The organism is Exilibacterium tricleocarpae, from assembly GCF_007004655.1.
GTDB classification, from domain to species: Bacteria; Pseudomonadota; Gammaproteobacteria; order Pseudomonadales; family Cellvibrionaceae; genus Exilibacterium; species Exilibacterium tricleocarpae.
The window spans coordinates 1-23,805 of record NZ_ML660115.1 but is presented as its reverse complement, the minus strand read 5'-3'; the positions used below and the strand labels follow the sequence as shown (position 1 = coordinate 23,805).

The 23,805-nt window shown below is 57.8% G+C and carries 20 protein-coding genes; 13 read left to right on the top strand and 7 right to left on the bottom strand.

Going from position 1 to position 23,805, the window contains the following annotated elements:
* Position 1: 1 nt before the first annotated feature.
* Positions 2–742, bottom strand: coding sequence for a peroxiredoxin-like family protein (locus FKG94_RS26815; protein WP_142930032.1), 741 nt, complete (start codon positions 740–742; stop codon positions 2–4).
* A 385-nt stretch (positions 743–1,127) separates the two neighbouring features.
* Between FKG94_RS26815 and FKG94_RS26810 the strand changes: the two genes are divergently transcribed.
* Positions 1,128–1,808: a PEP-CTERM sorting domain-containing protein gene (locus tag FKG94_RS26810; RefSeq protein ID WP_142930031.1), complete on the top strand. Its 681-nt coding sequence runs from the start codon at positions 1,128–1,130 to the stop codon at positions 1,806–1,808.
* 144 nt (positions 1,809–1,952) lie between these two features.
* On the opposite strand, the gene FKG94_RS26805 is transcribed toward FKG94_RS26810, so the two are convergent.
* The 3 genes from FKG94_RS26805 to FKG94_RS26795 all read right to left on the bottom strand — a co-directional run bounded on the left by FKG94_RS26805 (position 1,953) and on the right by FKG94_RS26795 (position 5,716).
* The gene (locus FKG94_RS26805; protein WP_142930030.1) at positions 1,953–4,070 is read right to left on the bottom strand and encodes a DNA topoisomerase III; all 2,118 of its coding nucleotides are present in this window, start codon (positions 4,068–4,070) and stop codon (positions 1,953–1,955) included.
* 82 nt (positions 4,071–4,152) lie between these two features.
* The gene (locus tag FKG94_RS26800) at positions 4,153–5,046 is read right to left on the bottom strand and encodes an alpha/beta fold hydrolase (protein WP_142930029.1); all 894 of its coding nucleotides are present in this window, start codon (positions 5,044–5,046) and stop codon (positions 4,153–4,155) included.
* A 247-nt stretch (positions 5,047–5,293) separates the two neighbouring features.
* A complete protein-coding gene (locus FKG94_RS26795; protein ID WP_142930028.1) occupies positions 5,294–5,716 on the bottom strand; it encodes a hypothetical protein in 423 nt (140 codons plus the stop codon).
* Positions 5,717–6,145: 429 nt separating this feature from the next.
* Here FKG94_RS26795 and FKG94_RS26790 point away from each other — a divergent pair, with 429 nt between their 5' ends.
* The 5 genes from FKG94_RS26790 to FKG94_RS26770 all read left to right on the top strand — a co-directional run bounded on the left by FKG94_RS26790 (position 6,146) and on the right by FKG94_RS26770 (position 11,718).
* Positions 6,146–7,582: a hybrid sensor histidine kinase/response regulator gene (locus FKG94_RS26790; RefSeq protein ID WP_142930027.1), complete on the top strand. Its 1,437-nt coding sequence runs from the start codon at positions 6,146–6,148 to the stop codon at positions 7,580–7,582.
* Between the two features lie 19 nt (positions 7,583–7,601).
* Positions 7,602–8,759 carry a response regulator gene (locus tag FKG94_RS26785; RefSeq protein ID WP_142930026.1) on the top strand — a complete coding sequence of 386 codons (1,158 nt, stop codon included), beginning with the start codon at positions 7,602–7,604 and terminating at the stop codon, positions 8,757–8,759.
* 418 nt (positions 8,760–9,177) lie between these two features.
* On the top strand, positions 9,178–10,893 hold the full coding sequence (locus FKG94_RS26780; protein ID WP_142930025.1) for a hypothetical protein: 1,716 nt from the start codon (positions 9,178–9,180) through the stop codon (positions 10,891–10,893).
* A 10-nt stretch (positions 10,894–10,903) separates the two neighbouring features.
* Positions 10,904–11,173 carry a hypothetical protein gene (locus FKG94_RS26775; protein WP_142930024.1) on the top strand — a complete coding sequence of 90 codons (270 nt, stop codon included), beginning with the start codon at positions 10,904–10,906 and terminating at the stop codon, positions 11,171–11,173.
* A gap of 65 nt (positions 11,174–11,238) precedes the next feature.
* A complete protein-coding gene (locus FKG94_RS26770; protein ID WP_142930023.1) occupies positions 11,239–11,718 on the top strand; it encodes a pilin in 480 nt (159 codons plus the stop codon).
* An 83-nt stretch (positions 11,719–11,801) separates the two neighbouring features.
* Here FKG94_RS26770 and FKG94_RS26765 read toward each other — a convergent pair whose 3' ends face one another.
* The gene (locus FKG94_RS26765) at positions 11,802–12,626 is read right to left on the bottom strand and encodes a DUF4124 domain-containing protein (protein WP_142930022.1); all 825 of its coding nucleotides are present in this window, start codon (positions 12,624–12,626) and stop codon (positions 11,802–11,804) included.
* Positions 12,627–12,919: 293 nt separating this feature from the next.
* Between FKG94_RS26765 and FKG94_RS26760 the strand changes: the two genes are divergently transcribed.
* Complete coding sequence (locus tag FKG94_RS26760) at positions 12,920–13,387, top strand: DUF2721 domain-containing protein (protein ID WP_142930021.1); 468 nt, start codon at positions 12,920–12,922, stop codon at positions 13,385–13,387.
* A gap of 557 nt (positions 13,388–13,944) precedes the next feature.
* Here the strand turns inward: FKG94_RS26760 and FKG94_RS26755 are convergent.
* On the bottom strand, positions 13,945–15,414 hold the full coding sequence (locus tag FKG94_RS26755) for a flavin-containing monooxygenase (RefSeq protein ID WP_246125427.1): 1,470 nt from the start codon (positions 15,412–15,414) through the stop codon (positions 13,945–13,947).
* 138 nt (positions 15,415–15,552) lie between these two features.
* Between FKG94_RS26755 and FKG94_RS28850 the strand changes: the two genes are divergently transcribed.
* Both FKG94_RS28850 and ggt read left to right on the top strand, forming a co-directional pair.
* Positions 15,553–15,717 carry a hypothetical protein gene (locus FKG94_RS28850; protein ID WP_179957830.1) on the top strand — a complete coding sequence of 55 codons (165 nt, stop codon included), beginning with the start codon at positions 15,553–15,555 and terminating at the stop codon, positions 15,715–15,717.
* 82 nt (positions 15,718–15,799) lie between these two features.
* The gene (gene ggt / locus FKG94_RS26750) at positions 15,800–17,542 is read left to right on the top strand and encodes a gamma-glutamyltransferase (protein ID WP_142930020.1); all 1,743 of its coding nucleotides are present in this window, start codon (positions 15,800–15,802) and stop codon (positions 17,540–17,542) included.
* A gap of 161 nt (positions 17,543–17,703) precedes the next feature.
* On the opposite strand, the gene FKG94_RS26745 is transcribed toward ggt, so the two are convergent.
* Positions 17,704–18,666, bottom strand: coding sequence for a tRNA-dihydrouridine synthase (locus FKG94_RS26745; protein WP_142930019.1), 963 nt, complete (start codon positions 18,664–18,666; stop codon positions 17,704–17,706).
* Positions 18,667–19,129: 463 nt separating this feature from the next.
* Here FKG94_RS26745 and FKG94_RS26740 point away from each other — a divergent pair, with 463 nt between their 5' ends.
* The 4 genes from FKG94_RS26740 to FKG94_RS26720 all read left to right on the top strand — a co-directional run bounded on the left by FKG94_RS26740 (position 19,130) and on the right by FKG94_RS26720 (position 23,756).
* Positions 19,130–19,396, top strand: a complete 267-nt coding sequence (locus FKG94_RS26740) for an OadG family protein (RefSeq protein ID WP_142930018.1) — start codon at positions 19,130–19,132, stop codon at positions 19,394–19,396.
* A gap of 99 nt (positions 19,397–19,495) precedes the next feature.
* Complete coding sequence (gene oadA / locus FKG94_RS26735; protein ID WP_142930017.1) at positions 19,496–21,280, top strand: sodium-extruding oxaloacetate decarboxylase subunit alpha; 1,785 nt, start codon at positions 19,496–19,498, stop codon at positions 21,278–21,280.
* Positions 21,281–21,297: 17 nt separating this feature from the next.
* Positions 21,298–22,605: a sodium ion-translocating decarboxylase subunit beta gene (locus FKG94_RS26730; protein ID WP_142930016.1), complete on the top strand. Its 1,308-nt coding sequence runs from the start codon at positions 21,298–21,300 to the stop codon at positions 22,603–22,605.
* Positions 22,606–23,489: 884 nt separating this feature from the next.
* A complete protein-coding gene (locus tag FKG94_RS26720; protein ID WP_142930014.1) occupies positions 23,490–23,756 on the top strand; it encodes a hypothetical protein in 267 nt (88 codons plus the stop codon).
* Positions 23,757–23,805 lie beyond the last annotated feature (49 nt).

Below are 23,805 nucleotides of genomic sequence, written 5' to 3'. Positions count from 1 at the left end.
CTCAGCGGGCGGCCAACCTGGCCTCGGCCACCGCGACGAGCTGCTCCACGCTGGGTCGGGACCGATAGTCTTTCGGCGCGTGGGAAAACAGCACGGTGCCCGACTGGTCTATCAGAAACGCCGATGACACCGCTATTTTATTGTGCCCCTCGCCGCTCCAGGCCTTAAGGTCGATACCGTATTCCTTATATTTAGCCAGGGTTTCCTCATTTAACTCCAGGACGACGTTAAACGCTTCGTGTGCGAGTAACTGCGGATCGCTCAGCACGGGAAAGGGGATTTCGTATTGGGCGCCCACCATTGCCGACTTGTCGGGTTCATCGACGCTGATCAACAGCGGCTGCACGCCGGCTGCCTGCAGTTGCGGGTAGCCGAGGGAGAGGTCCCGCACATGCATATTGCAATACGGGCACCAGCCGCCGCGGTAGAAGATCACCAGGGCCGGCTTCTCGGCCCAGGCTTGCTGGATGGGGTAGGGCTTGCCGTGAATATCGGCGATGGTGACCGCCGTTACCTGCGTGCCCGGTTCCAGACCCTTGCCGTTTTCATTGACGCCAAGTGCCGTGTCCTCGACGCTGGTGTAGGCTCTGGGCGCGGCGACTTTGACTGTTGCGGTGGTGTCGAGAGCTTCAGCGGTGGCGCCTTGTCCGGTATCGGTAGTGGCTGGCGGTGTCGATTTACTGCAGGCGGTGCCGAGCAGGGCCAGGCACAAACAGGCGGTGGAAAGGGTGTGTTTTCGCATTGTAGTCCCCTGAGGTAATGATTGGTCTTGTGTAAAACAAGGGTTGGACCAACAGATGGCGGCTTTGTTGCATTTGTTACGTTGGCTGCAAAGGCCGCTGCTTGGCGCTATGGGGATACCGCCCCCAGCCTTAATTAAAGATACCGCCTCGCGGTGTTGAAAGTTACCGCGCCACGGCGCCTGGGTGTCTCAAAGCGGCGTTTTACAAATCGTCAACCGCGAACTAGGCACCGTGCAAGGGGGGCTTGTGACCGTCGGTATAGTTTACAGACAGTTTACTATGTTTGCCCTAAGATATTGATTTTAAACAAAAAAACAAGTTGGCTTGAAACCTGCTTTCTGACCCGGACCTAAAATAAATTTGTAAATTGGTATAGGTAAGGTTATGAAAACGTGGAAACAAGTACTGCTGGGATGTATCGCCGGCATGGGGCTGTCATTAAGCGCACAGGCACTGGTGGTTTATTCTGTCTCTGATACCTCCGTCGTCAACTGTTCTGGAGCGCCCCACGGCCTGTGGACCAACAGGGACTTCGGCGGCGGCAGTTGCGCAAACTACTTCTCCATCGACGGCACTTTCACGTTCTACAATGACGATGCCGACAGTGACAACTGGTTTGCCACACTGGCAGCGAGCGCCGTCAACCCGCAAAACCGGGTTGCCAGTATCGACCTGATGTTTACCGGATTTCAGGATGCATTGGCCGATCCCAGCGACTACAAGCGCGAGGGCGGTGCGCCCTATGATCCGTTGACAATGGATTTCTTTGCCGGTATTGACGGCACCATCGATATTGACGGGGTGGTATACGATATCGACAACTTCGTCGGTGACCATACCTTCCAGTTCGGCCTGGGTGCCAATGCCAAGCATGCCGGTGAACTCGGTGGCTCCGCCTGGGTTCAGTCCTGTGGTGACCAGGTTGATAACGGCCGTTGCATGACATCCCATCACTGGGATCTCAATCTAAAATTCGCCGAGGTGCCGGAACCCAATTCCCTGGTGTTGCTGGGTATCGGTGTGCTGGGATTGATCGGTATCCGCCGCCGCAACGCCAAGGCCTGATCAGAACCCGCTGGCGCTAATCACCGGTTTGTTTGTGTTAAACAGCACCCTTGCCCGTCAAACCGGTGATCCGCGCACCCTCTCAAGCACCTCTCCCGCTCGACAGTGATTGAAACAGCTTCCAGCAGGCGCCAACAGATCCAATCAGGGAGTGGAACGTCGGCTTTTCGCCCCCCTGGTTTTGGCCCCTCTGGTTTTTGCCCCCGTGGTTTTAACGCTCTTGCTTTTTAATCCTTTTTTTGCCGTTCTTTTATTCCCTACTCCGGTTCCAGCCCTGTTGTTACCGGCTCCGCTTGCATTGCCTTTGGCGCCGCTGCGCGAGCGTTTGAAAGCGGGTCGCGCCACCGGGATGCCCTTTAATCCGGCCGGTACTTCGGCCTTGCTCTGCTCGATCAGGTCCCGCAGTGAACTGTGCAACGGGTCCATAAAACCCTGATAGCTGCCCTCCCGGCTGCTGATCCGGCCGAGCGCCAGTTCCCAGCGCGCCGTCATATCCGGGGTGGTGGCCGACTCCGGCAGGCAGCTGATCAGGCCGCGCCCGGCCTCGGTAGACAGAATGGTTTTGCCCCGCCGGGTGAGAAAGCCCCGCTTGAATAACAGCTCCAGGATGCCGGCGCGGGTAGCCTCGGTGCCCAGGCCATCGGTCTCCTTGAGCACCCGGCGCAGCGCCGGATCGGTAACAAAACGGGCAATGCCGGTCATGGCTGACAGCAGGGTCGCATCGGTAAACGGCTTGGGGGGTTGGGTCTGTTTCTCCAGCAGTTCGCCGCGCAGGCAGTGCAGTGGCTGGCCTTTTTTCAGCGGCGGCAACCGGTCTTGCAACAGTTCATGGTCCGATTCGGGGGTGGGTGTTGTGTCCTGGTCACTGCCGTTGCGGGACGGCGTTTTAAACAGGACTTTCCAGCCGGGCTCCAGATCCTGGCGTGCGCGCGCGACAAACAACCCGCCTTCGATGGTCAGCGTCACCCGGGTGTCCAGATAGACATATTGCGGGTAGAACTGGCACAGGTACTGGCGTGCGATCAGGTCGTAAACCCGGCGCTCCGACCGGTTGAGGGTGTTGCTGCTGAGGTGTTTCCGGGTCGGGATGATGGCGTGATGGGCGTCCACCCGCGCGCTGTTCCAGGCCTTACTTTTCAGACTGCTGTCGGCCCGCTCGGCGGCCTGGGGCAGGGCGCCCGCGCCCGGCTCGAGGGCGGTGTTGTGGGCGATGGCGCCGATCACCCCGCTACGCTCGCCGTAGTGCTCTGCGGGCAGGTAGCGGCAATCGGAGCGCGGATACGTAATCAGCTTGTGTCGCTCATATAAAACCTGGCAGGTATCCAGCACCTGCTTGGCGCTCATGCCGTGGCGTTTTGCCGCATCGATCTGCAGGGCCGAGAGATTATAGGGCAGCGGCGGGTTTTGGCGTTTGGTCTTGGTATCGACTTCGGTAACGGTGGCGGGTTTGTCGGTAATGCGCTTGACCACATTTTCCGCCAGGCCTTTCACCAACACCCGCCCCTCCTCATCCTGATAGGGCCGGCAGGCCTCGCTCGGGCGCCACTTGGCGCGAAACTGTTGGCCGTCCTCTGTTGCCACCAGCGCCAGGACTTCATAGTAGGCTCTGGGCACAAAGTTTTCGATGGTATGATCCCGGCGCACCACCAGTCCCAGCACCGGTGTCTGCACCCGCCCCACCGACAGCAACCCCTGGTAACCCACCGAGCGACCGCGCAAGGTATAGGCCCTGGTCATATTGATGCCGTAGAGCCAGTCGGCCCGGCTGCGCGCCAGCGCCGAGGTGGACAGGGGGATAAACTCGCTGTTGCTGCGCAATTGCGCCAGTGCGCGTTTGACCGCCGCGGGGTTGAGGTCGCTGATCAGGCAGCGCAACACCGGCGGTTGCCCGCGCTTGGCGCCGCCCAGATAATTGATGACCTGGTCCACCAGTAGTTGACCTTCGCGGTCGGGGTCGCCGGCATGCACTACCTGGTCGGCCTGCTTGAGCAGTTTCCGCAGTACGCTCAACTGTTTACGGGTGCTTGGCTTGGGCTGCAGCTGCCATTCGGTGGGTACAATGGGCAAGTGCTCCAACTGCCAGCGTTTGAATGCCGGATCGTAGGCTTCGGGTTCCGCCTGCTCCAGCAGGTGACCGATGCACCAGGTAACGCAGTCGCCGTTACCGAGCCAGATGCAGCCGTCGTCCCGGCGCTGGGGCTGCGGCAGCACATCGGCGATGGCCCGTCCGAGGCTGGGCTTTTCGGCAATGTAGAGTTTCATGGCGGCTAGAGTACTGTATATTTATACACTTATTCAAGTGCGAGTGCCGCGGTGGGGTGGTTTGTGGGGACAGTAACTGTAACTAGCCGGTTTTTTTCCTTTGTCCGCCCACCACCCGGAGTTTGCGGCGCTGGCGCTCGGCGGTGATATTGCGGATAAAATCGGCAATCATGGTATTGATCTGATCGGGTCGCTCAAGGGCCGCCAGGTGGCCGGTGTTTTTCATCACGCGGAACTCGCAGGCGGGGATGGCGCAGGCCATATCCCGGGTTTCGTCGGGGGGAAAGATAATGTCGTCCTCCCCGGCGATCATCAGGACCGGACGGCGCACCGCCGCCAGCAGGTCGAGTTGCGAACGCCGTCCCACCACCATGCTCATCAGCGCCCAGTAAGCCGATCGCTTATCGGTGCGCGACAGATTCAAACGCAACGTTTCCAATATCTTCGGCGATTCTATCTCCACCGTTGGCCCCACCAGTACTTTCAGAGCCCGGGTCACGAGCGGGCCGCGAAAGCCGACCACCCGCACCGCGTAGCCGATGGCGGTGAACAGCAACCGCTGCCGCAAGGTGGCGGGGGAGGCGCTGCAGTTCATCAAAACTGCGCCGGCCACCCGCTCCGGATAGAGTGCGGTAAAGGTCGCCCCCACCATACCGCCCCAGGAGTCGCCGATAATATAGCCGGCCTTGACGCGCACGGCGTCCATGATCTGGGCCAGACATAAAGCGCACTCGTCGAGGCTGAACAGGCGTTCGATATCGTCGCTGCCACCCTGCCCGGGGGGATCGATCAGCACCACGCAATAGTTGCGCTTGAATTGGGCCGCCTGGGCAATCCACATGCTGCCGTCCAGCAGCAGACTCGACCAGAAGAACATCGGCTGGCCCTGGCCGATGATCCGCAAGCGGATGCGCCCCAGGCAAGTGGGCACGATACGCTGTTCAAACTTTTTGTTGACTCTGGTCTTGGCGGTCATTGCTGTTCCTCAACGCTCTCCCGCGACGGGAGTCGTTCTTGTTATTGGCAGAGCTGCGGCGAGATGTCATCCCGGGTGCGGTTGTTTTGCATCATAGAAGAGATCGGGAGGCGATACTGTGAACCAATTTGCAAGGGATATGGCCCAAGACGCGCATTACGCTATCAATTTGCAAAGAGGAATGAGGCGACTCTGATGACCGTTCGGTTTCGCAGTCCGGGCCGATCCACTTTGCTGGCCGGCGTCGCTATTCGCTGTCTCCAGTGGGGAGACCGGGGTCAGGTCCGGAGGCTTGCCCGGCGGCGCCGGCCAGCGCCTCGATGGCTAATCGCAGCGTGGCGAATTGGTCGGTGACACGGGAAATTTGCAGACTGTCGCACAGAGAGTCGGGCCGGTTAACCAAGGTGCGGCAACGGCACGCCAATTCGCCACCGGCGGCGATGGCCGCCTCCCATCCGACAATACTGAGGGAGCCGGTCAGCTTGTGGCTGAGATAGGCGATGGTCTCGGCCGCTTTCAATGCGGCGCTGTGCTGATTGGCGGCGGCCAGTTGCTGCAGGGCGGTGACCTCCCGGTCGATGACTGCCAGGCGCCCGGGCAGGTCGTCGATAATATCGCCGCGCAGGCGATCGATGCGCTGCTGTAGCCTCCCCTCGTCTATCCCGACCATTGCGATAGCGCCCCTGTCGCCGGTTTTGGGTCCCCGTTGATACCAGGATCACACTGTTTCAGTTAGCTCTGCCGGGGCTGGACTGCCGTCCAGCACCAAAAGCAGGCCCCGTTGATGCTACCAAACCCCGCTCCCCGCGCCTAGATTGGCGCTTTGCCAGGCCCGGCAGCGCCAACTGAAAGAGTGTCAACGGACCCTGGCACACCCTCCCTGTCCGGCCGTGCCGGCGAGCTTCGCGCGGCAGTCATTGCCAGCTACGGAGGATGAGCGTCTCCTTACTTTATCTATTGGCGATTCGCGACTATATTCTTTTGATCAATGCCTTTTTTCCAGACAGTACGACGGCCGTTCATCAACGGGGCCGCGTTGGATGCCGTGGGGGTTTAAACAGAGTCTGCAGCTGACCTGCATCACTGGGGGGACAGTGGTATGTCTTACACCAAACCGGTTCATATCTGTGCCGACAGCGCCGCCGACGGGGGTGTGGCCGTGCCGGCGGCCGTAAACGACTGGCCGTTGCCGGGGCCTGCCGCTGAGACCAGCCGGAACTGGAAGCTGTTGATCATCGACGACGATGAACATGTACACGCAGCGATCCGCGTGATGCTGGAGTGCTGTCGTTTCGACGAGCGCCCGATCGACATCGTCGATGCCTATTCCGAGACCGAGGCCAAACAGGTGTTGACGGAGACAACGGATATCGCCATCGTGATCGTGGATGTGGTCATGGAGTCCGACACCAGCGGTTTCGACCTGGTCGAGTTTATCCGCAACACACGGGGTAACCGGGTGACGCGAATTCTCTTGACCACCGGGCAACCCGGGGCGCCGCCGGAGTCCACCCTCCTGAGTCAATACGACATCAACGGTTACCTGGAGAAAATCGATATTACCTCTCAGCGCTTCACCAATACCGTGGTGACCCTGTTGAGAAGCTACCGCGATATCAATACCATCAGTGAGCTGTTGGCTTCGCTGCGCCTGATGAACCAGGACTTGCAGCACAAAGCACAGTTGCTGGAGGACCAGCAGGCGCAGCTCGAGGCGGAGATCACACTGCGCAAACAAGCGCAACTGCAACTCGAGTCGTTGAACCGCAACCTCGAGGAACAGGTCAACCAGAGAACCGCCAGTTACATGCAGGTGGTTGCCGAAGCCCGCTCGGCCAATGCGGCAAAAACGGAATTCCTGTCGCGCATGAGTCACGAGCTGCGCACGCCTTTGAACAGCATACTCGGTTTCGCCCAGTTGTTGCGGATGGACGAGGTCGATCTGCCTACCGACAGGCAACTGGCCTCGATCGGCGAGATAGAGGTGGCGGGACGCCACCTGTTCAGCCTGATCAACGATATTCTCGACTTTACCAAGATTGAGGCGGGCAAGGTGGACATCAATAACATCACGCTCTCCTGGTCTGCGGTGACAGACGACTGTCTGAGGCTGGCTGCGCCCCTGGCGCAGGAAAAACACCAGCAACTTGGTTTACGCGTGGTCGGTGTGCCGTCGAAGTATGTCTGCGCCGACGCCAGGGCGACCAAACAAATACTGGTCAATCTGATCAGTAACGCTGTCAAGTATTCACCGGCGGCGAGTCGTATCACCCTGGAAGTCGAACAAGTGGACGAGGCTGTTGTGTTCCGCGTTATCGACCAGGGGCCGGGTATACCCGCCGATAAGCTGGACAAACTGTTCAAGCCGTTTGATCGCCTGGGAGCCGAGCGCACCGCTGTCGACGGCGTCGGTATCGGGCTCTCGATCAGCCGGCAACTGGCGAAGCTTATGCACTCCGATATCACTGTCGAAAACCTGGTGGCCGGTTGTGTCTTCGGTCTGCCGCTGCCTGCGGCTGAAGTTTCCACCCCATGACAATTTGCGGATGTAAAAGATGACTGAGTTACCGTTAATAGCTGTTGTCGATGATGAACCGGCCAACCTGCGTCTGCTTGAGCGGGCACTGGAGCGCCGTTACCGAGTGGTCTCGCTGTCCAGTGGTCCGGCCCTGCTGGAACGGTTCAATTCGCAGACCCCAGACCTGATCCTGCTCGATGTCATGATGCCGGAGGTGAGCGGTTACCAAACCTGCCAGATGTTGCGCGAGCACAAGCTCGGCAAAGCCGTGCCGGTTATTTTCGTATCGGCGCTGTCGGCGCTCGAAGACATTGTCAAAGGTTATGAGGTCGGCGCTTATGACTATATAACCAAACCGGTGATGCTGGAGGAACTGATGGCCAAGGTCGCCGCCTGCCTGAAGTTTCACCGGGATGCGCAACACCAGATCGAGGCCGCGCAACAGGCCGCTTCGGCGGCGATCCACAGCGTCGGTGAACTGGGCACCATCATGAACTTTTACGAGGAGATCTTCGGCTGCAAAGACCTGTCGAGTTTGGGCGAGGCGCTGACCCGCTGTTTGCGGGCGTTGGATCTCGAGGCCAGTGTCCAGCTTCGCGCCGGCGGTGAAACCCGCAATTTCTCCACCCATCCGGCCGGTTGTTCGCCGATCGAGGCGGAGCTGATGGGGCGGCTGCTGGGCCGCGAGCCGATCATCCGCTTTAATAAGCGCACGGCGTTTACCTGCGAGTCGGTCTCCACGCTGGTAAAAGATCGCCGCCACGACGGTGCCGGCGCCGGCGAGTACGCCGGCGATCATGTGGCCAGGGTTCTCAAAGGTGTCGAGGATCGGATCGGGGTGATCGAATTGGAAAAACAAAAGGAGCGGGAGGTTTTATCCAGGGTCAGGGAGGAGCTGGCGGAGATAGACTCTGCTGTGGCCGAGGTCGAATGTATGTTTCAACACCGCGACAGTCAGACCTCGAAAATTATCGATCAATTATTGGGGCGCTTAAACGGGGCATTTGCCACACCGGTGCTGACCCAGGGCCAGGAGCGGTTTTTGGCCGAGTTGGTCAATGATCATATGGAAATGATTATGGAGATTTACACCAGCGGCTCGGAGATCGATCGGCGCTTTAACAGCATATCCAAAATGCTGGTCAATATTGCTGGCAAAAACGCGGATAACTATTGTGATTCAGCGGCTACTTAGGTGTTACTTTCAGTTACTAATTGCACTTGCTTAAGATCCCTGCTTTCGCCTAGAGGCAGACCGGTCAATTGGCACCTCTTTGTTAAAGTGCCGGGAGCAGGCGCCTGAAGCGAGTGCCATTGCTTACAGCCACAGCTTCTATATAGGGACTAATAGACCGAACCTCTTATAAAACATGCCATAGCATTTACCATAAAATATGCCACGGCGCTTACGCTAAAATCTATTGTAAGGCTCGGCAGAATTCCTTGCGCGAGTTTCGCCAGTCTCCAGTGCCGATATAAACGGAGAGGACCTGTGAACATCGCGGCGATGCCCATACCCGTGCCGACGTGCCGCCCGGCATTGCACAGTCCGGTTTCGCCGGGGTATGCTGGCTTGGCAATAACGACAATAAAGCCGGCTGCGTGGTCCCCAAATGTTCAATCGCGACAACTTTCGCACCCACAAACCCTGGCGGGAAAACCGCTTTTACTCCACCGCCGCGCGCAACTTCTGGTTGACGCTGCTGGCGCTGGTGGTATGCGCAGTTATCAGCGCTGTTTTGCTCCATGAGCTGAATAGTCGCCTGGGCGGCGACTGGCGTCGTTTCAACGCCGGTGCCCTGCTGTTTATGCTGATGCCGCTGGTCACCGCGGTGATTGCCGTCGATGCCGTGCGCCAGTGGCTGGGCCTCAGGCGCTACGGCCGGGTGGCCCTGGAAATGGACCCCTATCCCGGCTGTATCGGCGGCCAGGTCGGCGGGCGCGCGACCTTCGGTGGTTTGCCGGCCGGTGCCAGGGTCCAGGTACTGTTGTCCTGCATCTATGTTTACATATCGCAGCACAGCAGCGAAAGGCGGCGCACGGAACGGGTGGAGTGGTGTGATGAGGGTATCGCCGACAGCCACGCCATGGGCGGTAAAACCCTGCTCACCTTCGCATTTGATGTGCCCGGGGGATTGCCGCCAAGCACCCCGGCAAAAGGTGATTACCACTACTGGCAGGTAACCTTTGCGGCCGACGTGCCCGGGGTGGATTTAAAACGTCGCTATCGCATCCCGGTATTTGCGGGCAGGGAGCGTGCGCGCGGCGTTATCAAAAGCACCAGTGCCAAGGCTGCCGGCCGGCGATTACAGGCGGCGCAGGCCGCCGTCGATACACTGGCCGACGGGGCACTGGAGGAGGCCGGGTTGGGGCGCGCGGTGCAGTACCGGCGCGACGGCGACAGCGAATTCTTTTACTACCCGATGGGACGGCATTGGCTGGGTGCCGTTTTCAGTGCTGTGTTCGGAGTGGGGTTTAGCTGGGCGGTGCTCGGTATTCTCGCCATGGGCTCCCACTCCCTGGCGGGTTTATTGTTTGCCGCCCTGTTCGCTTCGCCCTTTGCATTGATTGCTGTTGGAGGCGTGGCCCTGGCCCTGTATTTTGCTTTCAGTTCGCTCTGGGTATCGGTGACGGCGCAGGGTGTGCTCACCAAGCGCTGCCTGTTTGGCCTGTCGGTTTTGCGGCGGATGGTGCCGGCGGCTGATACCGTCGCCATTCGCGTGCAGCAAACCAGCAGCGTCAGCCGTGACGGCAGAGCCACGGCTTATTTCTCGCTTTATCTGGTAGCGCGCACTTATCCGGAACTCAAAGTCGGCGAAGATATCGAGGGCAGGGAACTGGCCGATGCCCTGGCCGCTTACCTGCGCCGCCGGCTGGGAGTCAAGGAGGCACCGCCGGAGGATGTGGCTGAAGCCGGTAGTGTTACGGCGGGCAAAATCCCGATGGGCAGGTCCCGGCTGGCTTCTGCCGCAGGGGATGGGTCAGTGGCGGAGGGTACCTCGATCGAGGCTACCTTGACGGATAACCGCGCGCCGATTGGGGCGATGCCCGATGAGGTTATCAGCCTGCTGCAGGAGGGACACCGGGTAGCGGCCGTAAGCCGACTGAAAAATACGCGCCGGGGATCGCTGCGCCAGGCGCGCGAGGAAATAGACAGGTTTTTGCGTGATACCCCGCAACTTGCCCAGCAACCACCGGACAGGGTCAGCCGTCTGGTCCAGCAACTCGAGCCCTATTTACCGGCGCTGAAGTTTGCGGCCAAGGTTTACCCCTATCTTATTGCGGTGGGTTTGTTCGGTATGCTGGCAACCCGATTCCACGCTGGTTGACGCGGGCGGTATGGTGCGGCCGGAATTTCTCTGGGCCGCCCTGGATTGCCCCGGTTACTTTGCCGTGCAGGCCCGGGCCGACCTGGCACTGCTCGGGCGCCTGGCCGCCGTTATCGGGGCGGATGTGGTACCGGGCGAACCGCTGATCGTTACCGGTTGGCCCATCGCCCACGACGGCCGCAAGCACCGCGCGGGTACGGCATTGTTCGATGCTGCCGGAAAGCTGTTCGCCCGCGCCGAGGCCACCTGGATCAGCCTCAAGACGGCCGCGGCCGATTGACAGCGGCGGGCGTTTTTTTTCAGTATACTGAGTCGCTCCACAAGCCGCACCAGCCAGGACCCGTCATGCCGACAAAACCCCGGGGATTTACACTGATTGAGATGGTCGTGGTGTTAGCCGTGGTGGCCATTTTGCTGACCCTGGCGCTGCCCGACAGCAGTCGCACGATTGTCCGCACCCAGATGCGCGAAAGCCTGAAGCTGATCGAGCACTATCAGCCTTTGATATCGGCAGGCTATCGGTCGACGGGCGTTTTTCCCGCTGATAATGAGGCGGCGGGCATTCCCCCGGCGGATAAAATCATCGGTAACTATGTAACCGCGATAGTTTTGGAGAAAGGGGCTTTTCACCTTCAGTTCGGCAATAAGATCAGAAATGACCTGGACGGCAAGCGGCTCAGCATTCGACCTGTTTACGTGCCGAACTCACCGCAAAGTCCGGTGTCCTGGATTTGCGGTAATGACAGTATTCCCACCGGTATGGCGGCGGCCGGCAGTAACCGCACTGATATTGATAGCGAGTTTTTACCCTTTCACTGCCGCTGAAGGGCGCTTATGTTGAAGCGGCGCAGCCATCAGAAAATGCGATCCGACGCGCTGTCGGGGCAGATATTCACGGTTGAGACTCACTAATAGCGAGCGTTGACCGAGGCGTTGCGAATTTTATTGCGAACTTTTTGCATATCTGTTTTGTAGTTTTTGGCGCAGGCCTCCCAGCGCCGGGTCTTCTCCTTGCCCTGGGCGGTGGTGGGATCGAACAGCGGCTCCGGCCCGCAGCTTTTGTACAATTGGGCCTCGAGTTGGTCGTGAACGCCGCGCAGCCGGTCGACTTCTTTATTAATTGACGCCAGTCCTTCCCTGCCGTCGTCCCCTTTCAATTGCCCCTCCGCCCAGTCGACGGCGCAGCGGTACTGGCGCAGGTTCTGCAGTGCCCGCTCGTGGGAGGCCTGGTATTGCTTATAGCGGTTGTTCTTCTGGGTGCTGCTTTCGTGCCTGGCGTAGCTGTTGGTGCTGCGATCGAACTGCCGGTTCGAGAGTTGCTCCAGGTCCGCTTCATATCGCTGGGTCCGCTCCCGCCACTCTTCCAACCGGCGGCTGAGGTAGAGCGTGTTGTCTGTACCGGTGCTGTTACGGCGATCGGTCAGTCGGATATCGCCACAGTATTGGATGCCGGCCCGGGTCTGCACCGCCAGTTTTTCGCTGCCGGTGGTTTTAACGGCGATATCTTCGACTTTATCGGTATCGGCTTTTTCCTTCGGCGGGAACTGACTGAAAGTCACCTTGCCGTTTTCATCGACAATTTTATACAGCTTGCCGGCCAGGCTGGGCGGCGCCAGGGTGATCGCCAGGGCGACACAAAAGGCTCCCAGCAGACTTACGCCCGGCTGAATGCGGCGGTGTTTTGCGGCTGATTTTTGAGCGATTGGTTTTTTGGTCTTTGTTATATCAATCATGATGTGTGGATATGTGTTGTGGTGATTTGATGATAGCCTATCTGCGGTAAGAGGCTATGATCGTCCCGACGCGGCTGGTTGGCGCTCGCTGCGTGTGCGACCGATCCTCGATCTATCCCGGGTTTGTCCCCAAACGGCAGGGGCATTCCACCACACCCGTGTTGGCACTATCCCGCCAGATTGGTGCTTCCAGGCGCCATTGTATATCCCGCGCAGGGATTAAGTAAATTGGTGGCAACCGGTTGTCCCTTACGTGCAAGCCGCTCCAACTGTAGAGGTCGAAAACCCAGCTTATGGATTCACAGGTTCTCAATATCATCACCATTGCGCAGGTCATCCAGACCGCCGTGGCGCCTGTTTTTCTGCTCACCGCCATTGCCGCGCTGCTCGGTGTGGTGTCCAACCGTCTCAACAGAATTGTGGATCGGGCCAGAATCCTGGAGAAAAAGCATCGCCTGACCCAGGATGAGTCGCTGTTGGCGACTCTGAGGCAGGAGCGGCGTTATCTGAAGAAGCGCAGCCGGCTGCTGAACTGGTCGTTTACGCTGTGTGTAGCCTGTGCCCTGCTGATCTGTGTGGTGGTGGTGATGTTGTTTTACAGCCATATCCGCGCGATCAATCTGTCTCTGCCAATCTCCAGTGTTTTTATTGTCGCGATGTTGGTATTGATTGTCGGGCTGCTCTGTTTGTTGCGGGAAGTTTACCTGTCGGCGATGCGCTTGAGTCAAGGGTTAGTGATGATTCACATCGACCTGGATTGAGTGGAGTGGTTCTCCCGGTATACAGCGTTTGTGGTTCGTCCCCCTGAAGTGGTAGAAGCCGGCCATTACTTTTGAGGTCGTACAAGCCGTATAGAGTCCCTATTGGCTGAGGCCCTGGAGGCTGAATTTCGATGGGAGCCTACCTGCTGGGTTCTTAAATATGGGACGCCTGGAATGGCACTGCTTTAAGCAAAAGTGTGCTAATTGGCCGGTTTACCGCTGGGTGGGGCTTTCAGAAACACATCGTGAACCCATCCCTGGGGATTTCCCGACAGCATCCCTGCTGTCGAGAGTTTCTGAAAGCCCCACCCAGCGGTAAACCTACTTCCGATATTCTTAACCAAGATCGTTAGGGATAGTGTGGAGGTCGATAAACTGCGCAAATTTGCTTAAAGCAGTGCCATTCGGGACGCCTGCAACTTAGCAACTTAGTACGTGCTTAAGGCAGTGCCATTCCAGGCGTCCCTGTTGATCCCAGTGAATCATCGACTTTGGCGATTCCGATGATTTTGGCTTAAGTCAGCAGTCGGTACCAGGTCCGTGGCCACTCAATGACCTCAGGGGTTATCGCCGATATAGTCACGCCGATCGAGCTTGCGGGTCAGCCAGCGGTAGACGAAAGTGAAACCCGGCCAGTTATTGAGGTTTTTGCCCTCGGCGTTTTTATACCAACTGGTGCAGCCCTGGTGCCAGACGGTGTGTTTAAGTTTTTCCTGGATACGGTTATTAAAACCCCGCTGAATGTCGGCAGAGACATTCAAACGGCGCTCGGGCTGTTTGAGCAGCAGCCTGACACCGTCGAGCACATAACGGTATTGGCTCTCCAGCATATAGATAATCGAGTTGTGCCCAAGATTGGTGTTGGGCCCGTACAGCATAAACAGGTTGGGAAAACCCGACACGGTGATGCCGAGATAGGCCTCCGCGCCCCGGGCCCAGGCGGTGTTGAGATCGCGCCCGTCGAGGCCCGTCACCCGTATCGGGGAGAGAAACGCCGAGGCCTGAAAGCCGGTGCCGTAAATAATAGCGTCGATAGTATCGATCCGGCCCTGGGCGGTGTCGATATGCGCGGCCCCAACGGCGCTGATCGGGTCGGTCACCAGCGTGACATTATCGCGGTTGAACGTGGCGTAGTAGTCGTTGGAGATCAATATGCGTTTGCACCCCAACGGGTAGTCCGGTACCAGTCGGGCCCGGGTACCGGCGTCTTTGACATCCCGGGCCAGCAGCCGCCGAAATTCCCGCCGGCCCCAGTTCAGCAGCCCCGGTACGGCGTTGTTGAAACCCAAAAAACGCGCCTCGTGCACCGCGTAGAGCCAATAGCGACTGAGCTGTTGCAACCAGGGCAGGCGACGGTAGAGAGTTTGTTCCCAGCGCGGGTAGGGCCGGTCGCGTTTCGGTATGACATAGGGGGCGCTGCGTTGAAACAGATAGACCGCGGCGGCCTGTTTAGCGACCTCGGGGAAGAACTGGATGGCGCTGGCACCGGTGCCGATGATCGCCACGCGCTTGCCCGCCAGGTCACAGTTGTGATCCCAGCGGGCGGAATGAAAGGCGGTGCCGCGAAACTGCTCCAGTCCCGGCAGGACCGGATATGCCGGCTGGCTCAACTGGCCGGTAGCGGTGATCAGTGCCCGGGCGGTGAGTGAAACGCCGCTGTCGGTGTCGACCTGCCAGTGGTTGTTCCGCTCGTCAAACACTGCCGAGACCACCCGGGTGCCGAAGCGGATATGGGACGCCAGCCGGTATTTTTTCACGCAATGGCACAGGTAATCGTGAATTTCCGCCTGGGAGGCGTATTTGCGCGACCAGTCGTGTTTTTTCTCAAAGGAAAATGAATACAGGTGGCTGGGCACATCGCAGGCGGCACCGGGATAGGTGTTGTCGCGCCAGCAGCCCCCGGGGCTCCGGGCCTGCTCCAGCAGCATGAAATTTTGAATGCCCGCCCGCTTCAGGGTTATCGCCATTCCCAGACCGCCAAAACCACCGCCGATAATCAGTACATCCAGCAAAACTTGACTCCCCACATTATCCCTCCGGATTTTGCTTTTTCCTGCACTTTTGTCTTCGACCGGGCCTTCAATCCGCCCTCCGATACGCCGCCGTGTCCGCTACTGTACTCCGAGATTAACCGGGTTACTATGGCGTCTGCGGACAGATTCTCAGTGATTTTAGGTCAAGTGTCCGGCTTATACACCGGCTGTAGCTATCGAGCGGTGCGCCGCCGGCGCCGGCCGCACTCGGTGGACTGGCGCTTTTTTCACGCCTTCAAGCGCTGGCAGGGTATGGCGACCAAGCCTTTCCGCGAGGCGGTAAATCATGCACACTAGCCGTCGATTACCCCCGTGCCACGCGGCCCACTACAACCGCCATTAACCCGTGACAGACTTTGGAGTGAGCTTTTTGAACCCGATGACAAATAGACCTATCCCAGCCCGGTTACTGGCCGGTTTTTGCCTGTTTTGGTTTGCCGCTGTCGCCCCCGCCCAGCAGGCCGGTCGAGACAACCCTGAAGAGGGCACCGGGACCACCCGCCAGCAGGCGATATTTGCCCGTGACTTTATGGTGGTGGCGGCCCATCCGCTGGCGGCGCAGGCGGGCTACAACGTGCTGCACAAAGGCGGCAGCGCTATCGATGCCGCCGTTGCCGTGCAGGCGATGCTGACTTTAGTTGAGCCGCAGTCGTCGGGGATCGGCGGCGGCGCTTTTATTCTCCATCACGACGGTTCGAAGCTGATTTCCTACGATGGTCGCGAGACAGCGCCGGCGGCGGCGTCGCCGGCGTTGTTTTTGGGGCGCAACGGCAAGCCCGACCCCTGGATCAAGGCGGTGGTCGGCGGCCGCTCCGTCGGTGTACCCGGGGTGTTGAAAGCACTGTCACTGGCCCATCAACGCTACGGTAAACTGCCCTGGTCGGCGCTGTTTGACGATACCATCCGGGCCTCGGAGGAGGGCTTTCGGGTGTCGCCTCGCTTTGCGGCGCTGGTGGCGGCGGAGTTTAACCCGGGCCTGAAGCAACTCGCGCCGGCGAAAGACTATTTTTACCCCGGCGGCAAGCCTGTTAAAGCGGGTGAGCTGTTAAAGAATCCGGAGTTGGCGGCTACTTTGCGCCTTATCGCCCGGCAGGGTGTCGATGCTTTCTACATGGGCCCGCTGGCCGAGGCCATGGTCGCTGCGGTCAAGAACAGTAAAATTGCGCCGGGAACCCTGGCGTTGGCGGACTTGGCCGGCTATCGCGTCAAGGAGCGCCCGGCGGTCTGTGCCCCCTATCGCGGTTACAGCGTGTGCAGCATGGCGCCCCCCAGTTCCGGCGGCATCGCGGTGCTGCAACAGCTCAAGCTTTTGGAACCGTTTGAATTGGCCTTTGACGGGCGTCCTGCGCTCTCCACATTGCACCTGATTACTCAGGCCTCGCGCCTGGCTTACGCCGATCGCGATCGCTATATCGCCGACAGTGATTTTGTCGAGGTGCCTGTCGCCGGTTTGATGGATGCCGGCTATATAGCGGACCGGCGCCGCCTGATCAGTCGCAGCAAAGATATGGGCAAGGCGCAACCGGGACAACTGCAAAATCTGGCCCGGGCCGACGGCGAGGTGTATGAGTTGCCGAGCACGAGCCACGTGTCGATTGTCGACCGCCACGGCAATGCGCTGTCGATGACATCCAGCATCGAAATGGCCTATGGCTCCACTGTTATGACCCGTGGATTTTTGCTTAACAACCAGTTGACGGACTTTGCCTTGTCGCCGACTCGTGACGGCAAGCCGGTGGCCAACCGGGTCGAGCCGGGCAAGCGCCCGCGCAGTTCCATGGCGCCGGTGATGGTGTTGCGCGATGGCCGGCCGACGCTGATTCTCGGTTCCCCCGGGGGCAGCAATATCATCAACTATGTCACCCAGACTTTGTTGGGGGTGATCGATTGGAAGCTGGATATTCAGCAGGCTATCGCCATGCCGAAGATCAGCAATCGCAACGGTAAGACAGCGCTGGAAAAGTCGACTTATATGGAGGACTACCGGGCCAGGCTTGAGGCGATGGGGCATACTATCCAGGTGCGGGACCTGAACAGTGGTATGCACGCTATTCAGCGGGTGGAGGGTGGTTGGTTGGGCGGCGCTGATCACCGGCGTGAAGGTAAGGCGATGGGGCGTTAAGGGGTCAAGTCTTGACTAATAGTATTTAGGTCCGCAACGATATTCTTGTTCTTTTTACCAGAGACTTTAGCCGAGTTGTTGTTTGCGATACTGTCAAATAATTACTCCGATAGGAAAAAGTTTTAGACTTAAGCACTAACTATTAGTCAAGACTTGACCCCCTATGTTTGGAACGCCTGCAAGTGCCGCTGAAAAACGGACTCTATGGCAGCGGCGTCGCGGTGACGTTTGATGGCCTCGAAAAATTCGATGGCTTGGGGATAGCGCAGGCGCAAATAGACGAGCCATTGCTTGACCCGATTGCCTAAAAACTTTCCGGGATACAGCGCCTTGGTTTGCAGGTAGTAATCAAACAGCAGTTGGCAAATCCGCCCCCAGGTCAGGGGTGTGCAGTTTGCCGTTCCCGCGGCTGTCTTTATTTGTCGCGCCAGGTCGGGGCAGGCCAACAACCCGCGTCCCAACATAACATCCTCGCAGCCCGAGAGTTGGCGGCAGCGCCGGTAGTCCGACACCGACCAGATTTCACCGTTGGCGATAACCGGGATGGCGATATTTTCGCGAATGCTGCCAATATATTCCCAGTAGGCCGGCGGCCGGTAACCGTCTTTTTTACTGCGGGCGTGCACCACCAATTCATCGGCACCGGCCTCGAAGACGGCCAGTGCGTTGTCCAGATAGCGCGACTTGTCCTCGAAGCCGAGACGGATTTTAGCGGTGACCTGGGTAGATTTTGGGACGGCGTTGCGGACCGCGGCAACAATCCCGCCAACCCGTTCGGGTTGCTGTAACAGACGGGCGCCGCCGTCGTTTTTATTAACCGTTTTGGCCGGACAGCCGAAGTTGAGGTCGATGGTGGCGGCGCCCAGTGCTGCCGCCCTGGCGGCGTTTGCCGCCATGGGGCCCGGTTTGCCTCCCAGCAACTGGATTCGCACCGGGGTTCCGCTTGGGGTTCGGCAATCAGTTTGTAACTCCGGGCAATAGCGTCGGAATACCTTTTCCGGCAACAGATGATCGGTGACGCGCACAAATTCAGTCACACAACCATCGATGCCCCCGAGGTCTGTCAGCAACGCCCTGACATGTTGGTCAACAACGCCCTCCATGGGAGCTAGAAAAATGCGCATCGGTTATCGCCGTAATGACTGTCAAAAGTGGTGGTGGTTGTGAATGGCAGGCGCCTGCTCTCGCTAAGAGTGTGAAGCAAATACCTTCGTGGCCGTTGTAAATAACGGCTATCTTAAGTAGTGGCTGTCCTCAACACCGGCCCGCATTGTACCCGATAATCGACCCGGTCGCTGGCCTGGAGAGGCGGTTGGTGAAAGCCGCTCCACCAGCTCTTGTAGTTTCTGCTGTAACCAAATCTCGCGAACGCTGTTCAAACAGGTGTATGAAAATTTAACTGCTTGAAAAACAAAGATAATGACTGGCAAAATTGCTACTGTTTTTGTGTAGTAAATGGTTTTATTTGCCTACAAAAGGCATTCGAGCTACAGTTCGAGCCGCCTTCAAGTGCGCACCGGCTTTATGCCCGGTTGGAATAACTGTCCGGTTGGAATAACTTCTCGGTCAAAAGGAGATCCGAAACAAATGCAAGACCCCGCTGTTCAAGAGACGCTGCTGCAGCAGGGCGTCAATCTGATGTTACTGGGCATGGGCACGGTGTTTGTGTTCCTGACGTTGCTGGTGATCGCCATGACACTAATGTCGGCGATCGTACAGCGTTATTTTCGTGAGCCGGAACCCGAGGTTGCCGCACCGGGTACCGGTTCAACTCCCACCCGTTCTCCCGCCGGCGATACTCAGTTGCTGGCCGTTATCAAGGCGGCCATAGATCAGCACCGGGGCAAAAAGTAGTTCGCCGGACCGCGATCCGCACCGTTAACCAGAAGTTTTACCCTGTTCGGACCGCCGGCCCGGGCAGCGATACCGAGAAGAAAGTAGGGGCAAACACCCATGAGTGAGGAAAAGAAACCGCTGGGCATTACCGATGTGATACTTCGCGACGCGCACCAATCGTTGTTCGCGACCCGCATGCGCATCGACGATATGCTGCCGATTGCAGAAAAGCTCGACCGGGTTGGCTTCTGGTCACTCGAATCCTGGGGTGGCGCGACCTTTGATGCCTGTATCCGGTTTCTCGGTGAAGACCCCTGGGAGCGTATCCGCGAGTTGAAAAAGGCGATGCCGAATACGCCGCAGCAGATGTTATTCCGCGGCCAGAATATTCTCGGTTACCGCCACTATGCCGACGACGTGGTGGAAAAATTTGTCGAGCGTGCCGCCCGCAACGGCATCGATGTATTTCGTGTGTTCGATGCCATGAACGATATGCGCAATATCGAAACGGCGCTGAAAGCGGTAAAAGACGTCGGCAAACACGCCCAGGGCACCATCGCCTACACCCTGAGTCCGGTGCACAGTATCGATACCTGGGTGGAGCAGGGCAAGCGCATAGAAGATATGGGCGCGGACTCTATCGCCATCAAGGATATGGCCGGTCTCCTGCGCCCCTACGACGGCTACGAGTTGGTCACGCGGCTGAAAGCGTCCTGCAACATTCCGATCCATATGCAGTGCCACGCCACCACCGGGCTCGCCCACGCCACCGCCATAAAATGCGTGGAAGCGGGGCTGGATAATATCGACACGGCGATTTCCTCCATGTCGATGACTTACGGCCACACCCCTACCGAAACCCTGGTGGCGATCCTGGAAGGCACGGAGCGCGACACCGGTCTGGATATCAACCTGCTGGGTGAAATCGCCGATTATTTTCGCGAGGTGCGAAAGAAATACGCCAAATTTGAGGGCGCTCTCAAAGGCGTCGATGCGCGCATCCTGGTGGCCCAGGTGCCGGGCGGGATGTTGACCAATATGGAAAACCAGTTGCGCGAGCAGGGCGCCGAGGACAAGCTCGCCGCCGTGCTCGAGGAAATACCGCGGGTGCGCCAAGACCTCGGTTACATCCCGCTGGTAACACCGACGTCGCAAATTGTCGGCACCCAGTCGGTTATCAATGTCATGACCGGCGAGCGCTACAAGTCCATTTCGAAGGAAACTGCCGGGGTGCTCAAAGGTGAATACGGAGCGACACCGGCACCCGTTAACAAAGAATTGCAGGCGCGGGTGCTGGAGGGTGCGGAACCGATTACCTGTCGCCCGGCTGACTTGCTGGAGCCGGAACTGGACAAGATTACTGCTGATTTAAGGCAGGTCGCCACCGAGAAAGGCGTGACCCTGGCCGCCGGCGACAACGAAATTGACGATGTACTGACCTATGCGCTGTTTCCGCAAATCGGCTTGAAATTTCTGCAACACCGCGGCGATCCGAGTGCCTTCGAGCCTGTTCCCACCGGCAAGGAGGGTGGCGTTGTCACCACTGCCGCGGGTGAGGAAGTGTACACCGTGACCGTCGCCGGGCAGAGCTACACCGTGACCGTCGCCGACGGCGGCGACCTGACGGGTATCGTGCCGGTCGGTGGTGCCGCGGCCGCCAGTGGCGGCGCAGGGGTACCGGCCGCTGGCGGCGAGCCGGTGCCGGCGCCCCTGGCCGGCAATATTTTCAAGGTGCTGGTGGCGTCCGGCCAACAGGTCAGCGAGGGCGATACGGTGCTGGTGCTCGAAGCCATGAAAATGGAAACCGCAGTCAGTGCGCCCAGAGATGGCGTGGTGGGCACAGTCAATGTCAAAGAAGGCGATGCCGTTGCTGTCGGCGACGTCTTGCTGACCATTGCCTGAGGCGCCGGAGGAAACCCATGAATACAGTTCTTAATTTATGGCATGACACCGGGGTCTACCAGGTGAGCGGCGGTGAACTCGTCATGATCCTGGTCGGGTTCGGATTGTTGTTTCTGGCGATTCGCAAGGGGTTCGAGCCGCTGTTGCTGGTGCCCATCGGCTTCGGTTGCATTCTTGCGAATATACCCGGCGCCGGCCTGGCCCTGTCGGCGATTGAAAATGCAGCTTACGCTGCCGACCCTGAGGTGCTTGCCGCCATTGCCCAGGCGCTGGGTGCGGGTGCGGTTGACTCCGGCAATGAGCTGCTGCAGCTCTATGCCGATGCCGGCGGCGGCGCCCGCTACCAGGTGTTGCAGATAGCGGCGCAGGCGGGTCATAGCGATGGCATGCTCTACACCTTCTATAGGGTGGCGATCGACAGTGGCGTGGCGCCGCTGGTGATTTTTATGGGGGTTGGTGCCATGACCGATTTCGGTCCGCTGCTGGCCAACCCGAAAACCCTGTTTTTGGGGGCGGCGGCGCAGTTTGGTATTTTTGCCACCGTGCTCGGTGCCGTCGGCCTGTCGGCGGCGGGCCTGATGGATTTCAGCGTTGCCGATGCCGCGGCCATCGGCATTATCGGCGGCGCCGACGGTCCCACAGCCATTTACGTTTCCAGTCTGCTGGCACCGGAACTGCTCGGTGCCATTGCCGTGGCTGCTTATTCCTATATGGCGTTGGTGCCCATGATTCAGCCGCCCATCATGCGGGCCCTGACCACCCGGGAAGAGCGCCGCATCACCATGACCCAGATGCGGCGGGTATCGAAGCGGGAAAAAATTACCTTTCCGTTGGTGTTGCTGATCCTGGTGGCGTTGTTTCTTCCCACGGCGGCGCCGCTATTGGGTATGTTCTGCCTGGGCAACCTGATGCGCGAGTGCGGTGTGGTTGAACGCCTGAGTGATACCACGCAAAATGCATTGATCAATATCACCACCATTTTCCTCGGCCTGGCGGTGGGCTCCAAACTGGCCGCCGATAAATTCCTGGACCCGAAAACCCTGGGTATCCTGTGCCTGGGCATAGTCGCCTTCGGTATCGGCACCGCCTGTGGCGTGTTGATGGCCAAGTTGATGAACCGCTTTAGTAAAACGCCGATCAACCCGTTGATCGGTTCCGCCGGGGTTTCGGCAGTGCCCATGGCGGCGCGGGTCTCCAACAAAGTGGGTCTGGAAGCCAATCCGCAGAACTTCCTGCTAATGCACGCCATGGGTCCCAATGTCGCCGGCGTGATCGGTTCGGCGGTGGCGGCGGGCGTTATGATTTCTATGGTTTCCGGGATGTAGAACTCGCTGTCACTGCCCCAAAACCTCAGCCGCTAACAAAACATTCAACAGTTGATGGTGAGATATAGGGACTGTGCCATCCGGGCCGGTTCACGCCGGGGGTGCGTATGTTAGACCTTCCACAATCGAAACCTCTGCCGTCGGGCACTGCTTGCTACTACACCCCACTGGTAAGTTATTCGGACCGAATGCTATAACTCCGTAACCGGATATCCCTAGGTAACGATTCGATAAATGGACTCGGCGCTGTAGTCCTCCATCTCTGGGCTCGGCAAATATACTGAATATTTAGCTATTATTAAATTCTTTGCTCGCTTTATACTAGAATGTTGTGGGCTTTCGCTCTGAGAATTAGAAAAAGGGTTTTTATAACAATAGTTTATCGGCCAGGCATTGAGAAATAATAGAACCCTATTATTTTGGATAACAGGAAAAACTCGTTTTGTTTTGGACGCTATTTAACAACTTTAGCAAACCCCTTTTATATCAGGTACTTAAAAAATGTGCCAGATATTAGAATTGATAAAGGAGCATGCGCCATGTACAAATGTTATGGCCCATCAAGGTGAATAAATGTAATTCAAAGAAAACAAAAAATCGATTTAGTTTGAGGAGAAAGCAAAAAGTTCAAAGCCAATGGCAGCTATATTGCATGATTCACAACAGAGAAAAATTTATAAATGACGGTGAGATACTGGCGAAGAACACATGGTCACGAATTTTTTTATATAAAAAGCCGTTATCTACTGAGTTAGAAATCGATACCGAAAGTGAAAAGAAATAAATATTGTAAAAAACAGCACTTGGGAAATCAGTATGAATTACTGATTTTTATACAATCTCTTTATGTATAAATCACTTTATTAGTTGCAATGGAGGTTTATATGCCACTCACTAAACGACAAGCACAAGTAAAGTTCAAAGAGCAGGACTTTAAGCGAAAAAATGTTGTTTACTTAGATAGATTTGATTGTGTGGCAGTTTACAGGGCTGGAAAAATTAACAAAGAGGACGAAGCTTTCGACAATCTTAGATATTATGAGGATCCACGCCCATTAACTAGGTTTGATAAAGTACTAGGGCCTGTTCACACTAATTTTGATAGAATGTGCGCCTATGGAAATCACGAAAGCACAATTCAAAATTATTGAACATCTCCTGCCAATACAGAGGGGAAATGTAAAAATACCGAACATACAG